Annotated in this window: 3 protein-coding genes; 2 read left to right on the forward strand and 1 reads right to left on the reverse strand. The window is 62.0% G+C overall.

The annotated features are described in order from the left end of the window. Nucleotides 1-49: 49 nt before the first annotated feature. The gene (locus KO490_RS02485; protein WP_216017829.1) at nucleotides 50-475 is read right to left on the reverse strand and encodes an Lrp/AsnC family transcriptional regulator; all 426 of its coding nucleotides are present in this window, start codon (nucleotides 473-475) and stop codon (nucleotides 50-52) included. Between the two features lie 170 nt (nucleotides 476-645). Between KO490_RS02485 and ctlX the strand changes: the two genes are divergently transcribed. After that, nucleotides 646-1,542, forward strand: coding sequence for a citrulline utilization hydrolase CtlX (gene ctlX / locus KO490_RS02490; RefSeq protein ID WP_252726978.1), 897 nt, complete (start codon nucleotides 646-648; stop codon nucleotides 1,540-1,542). Between the two features lie 11 nt (nucleotides 1,543-1,553). After that, nucleotides 1,554-2,618 carry an ornithine cyclodeaminase gene (locus KO490_RS02495; protein ID WP_216017831.1) on the forward strand — a complete coding sequence of 355 codons (1,065 nt, stop codon included), beginning with the start codon at nucleotides 1,554-1,556 and terminating at the stop codon, nucleotides 2,616-2,618. Nucleotides 2,619-2,712: the final 94 nt, after the last annotated feature.

Here is a 2,712-nt window from a genome sequence, read left to right on the forward strand (position 1 = left end):
CAAATGCCGGGACTGAACAATCAGAAACTGGGACTGTTCCAATGCCGCATCAAACCGAGCTGAGCAGGATCGACGTCTCGCTATTGGTGATGCCGGGAATGCCGCGGACCTCGCGCAGAACGCGGTCGAAATCGGCCAGGCTCTCGGCGCTGAGCTGTGCGACCAGATCCCAGTTGCCATTGGTCGAATGCAGCTGATGCAGCGCGGTGATGCCGCGCAGGCTGCGAATGACCTGAGTGGTCGATTGGCCCGACACCTCGATCATCATGACGGCGCGGACACCCTGCGGGCCGCTGTCCTCACGCGCGCGGATTGTGAAGCCCAGCACCGCGCCGGATTGCACCAGCCGGTCCATCCGGCTTTGCACCGTAGCGCGTGACACCTTCAGCAGCGAGGCCAGCTTGGAGACCGGCGCCCGACCATCCTCGCGCAGCAGGCCGATCAGTCGGCGATCAAGGTCGTCATAGGAATGCATGGCAGTCCTTATACCCGGTGTTCGCAAAATGCCCAGAATGAATGTCCAGATTGGGCAGCATGACCATACAATGCGTCAGGCGGCGTGGCTATGTTTGATGCATAAACATCCTTCGAAAGCCCATACCCCATATGCCGCGTTCCTCGCTTCAGGCCCCTGCGTCGGTCGTCATGATCCGCCCGCACCGCTTTACCCCCAATGCCGAAACGCGGCGGGACAACCATTTCCAGACGTCCGCCCCGATGAATGCCGCGACCGTCGCAAAAGCCGCCCATGAGGAGGTGACGCGCGCCGCGGATGCCCTGCAGGCGGCAGGCGTGCAGGTGCATCTGTTCGAGGACGAGGGCGCGAAAACCCCGGATTCGGTCTTTCCCAACAACTGGTTCTCGACCCATTCGGGCGGGCATGTGGCAGTCTATCCGATGTATTCGACCAACCGCCGGGCCGAACGCCGTGCGGATGTGCTGGAAATGCTCAAGCAACGATACCGGGTGCAGGACGTCATCGATTACTCGGGGCTGGAACAGGACGGTCTGTTCCTTGAAGGCACCGGCGCGATGGTGATCGACCACCTCGAGCGTGTCGCCTATGCCGCCCGGTCAAGGCGCACCAGCGAGATCCTGCTGGAACGGTTCTGCACGCATTTCAACTATGAGCCGGTGGTCTTCGACGCGGTCGATGCGACCGGCCAGCTGATCTATCACACCAATGTCGTGATGTGCATCGGCACCGGTTTCGCGATGATCGGTCTAGATTGCATCCCCGATACAGCACGCCGCCACGAAGTGGCCGAACGCCTGCGCCGGGGCGAACGCGACATCATTCCGCTCGGCTATTCCCAGATTGCCGAATTTGCCGGAAATGCAATCGAACTGCAGGGCCGCGACGGTCTGGTGCTGGCACTGTCGTCGCGCGCGCTGCGGTCGCTGGACGGGGGCCAGCGCGCAACGCTGGAGCGCCACGTAACCCTGTTACCGCTGGACATTCCCACCATCGAACACGCCGGCGGTTCCGTCCGCTGCATGATCGCGGGGCTTCACCTAAGCGCACGCCCCCTAAAAAGCTAAGAGAGCATCCTATGTCCCCGCTTCCCTCAAGACTTGCCTATGTCCCCTTCGTCTCGGTCGCCGATATGATGGCCCTTGTTCATCATATCGGTGTCGAAAAGATGCTGACCGACCTTGCCGCAGAGATCGAGGCCGACTTCCTGCGCTGGCCAACGTTCGACAAGACGCCCCGCGTCGCCTCGCATTCCGAAATCGGTGTGATCGAGCTAATGCCGACCTCGGACGGCGAAACCTATGGGTTCAAATATGTCAACGGTCACCCCAAGAACACCGCCGACGGTCTGCAGACTGTCACCGCCTTCGGCGTTCTCGCCGATGTGGTGACAGGCTATCCCAAACTGCTGAGCGAAATGACGATCCTGACCGCATTGCGCACGGCGGCCACCAGCGCCATGGCGGCCAAGCACCTTGCCCCCCAAAGCGCGCGGACCATGGCGATGATCGGCAATGGCGCGCAGTCCGAATTCCAGTGCCTGGCCTTCAAGGCGGTCTGCGGGATTGACACCGTGCGGCTCTATGACACCGATCCGACTGCAACGGCGCGTTGTGCCCGAAATTTGGCGGATAGCGGTCTGACGGTGGTGCAATGCGGGTCCGGGCAAGAGGCCGTCGAAGGCAGCCAGATCATCACCACCTGCACCGCCGACAAGCAGTATGCGACAATCCTGACCGACAACATGGTCGGCGCTGGCGTGCATATCAACGCCATTGGCGGCGATTGCCCCGGCAAGACCGAGCTGCACCGTGACATTCTGCTGCGCTCGTCGATCTTTGTCGAATACCCGCCGCAGACCCGGATCGAGGGCGAGATCCAACAACTGGACCCCGACCACGCCGTGACCGAGTTGTGGCAGGTCATTGCTGGACAGATGCCCGGTCGCAGCGACGCGCGGCAGATCACCCTGTTCGACAGCGTGGGCTTTGCCATCGAGGATTTCAGCGCCCTGCGTTTCATCGCCAAGGCCATCGTGGGGACGCCGTTCTTCATGCCGCTGGATATGATCGCGGACCCCGACGACCCGCGCGATCTGTTCGGCATGCTGCAACGGGCGAAACCCGACGGCGCGGCCGATTAAGCCCGTCCCAAGCTTTCCTGTCGGACTACCACCGCTGCAGGCCGCGCTCGGGCGAAGCTGATACAAGGTGTGCTTAGGTGTTCAGTCCCGGCAT

Source organism: Paracoccus sp. C2R09, from assembly GCF_018860625.1.
Lineage (GTDB): Bacteria > Pseudomonadota > Alphaproteobacteria > Rhodobacterales > Rhodobacteraceae > Paracoccus.

Excerpts from the sequence above, each read along its gene's own strand:
- ctlX (WP_252726978.1), top strand. The coding sequence starts at position 646 with ATGATCCGCCCGCACCGCTTTACCCCCAATGCCGAAACGCGGCGGGAC.
- KO490_RS02485 (WP_216017829.1), bottom strand. The coding sequence starts at position 475 with ATGCATTCCTATGACGACCTTGATCGCCGACTGATCGGCCTGCTGCGC.
- KO490_RS02495 (WP_216017831.1), top strand. The coding sequence starts at position 1,554 with ATGTCCCCGCTTCCCTCAAGACTTGCCTATGTCCCCTTCGTCTCGGTC.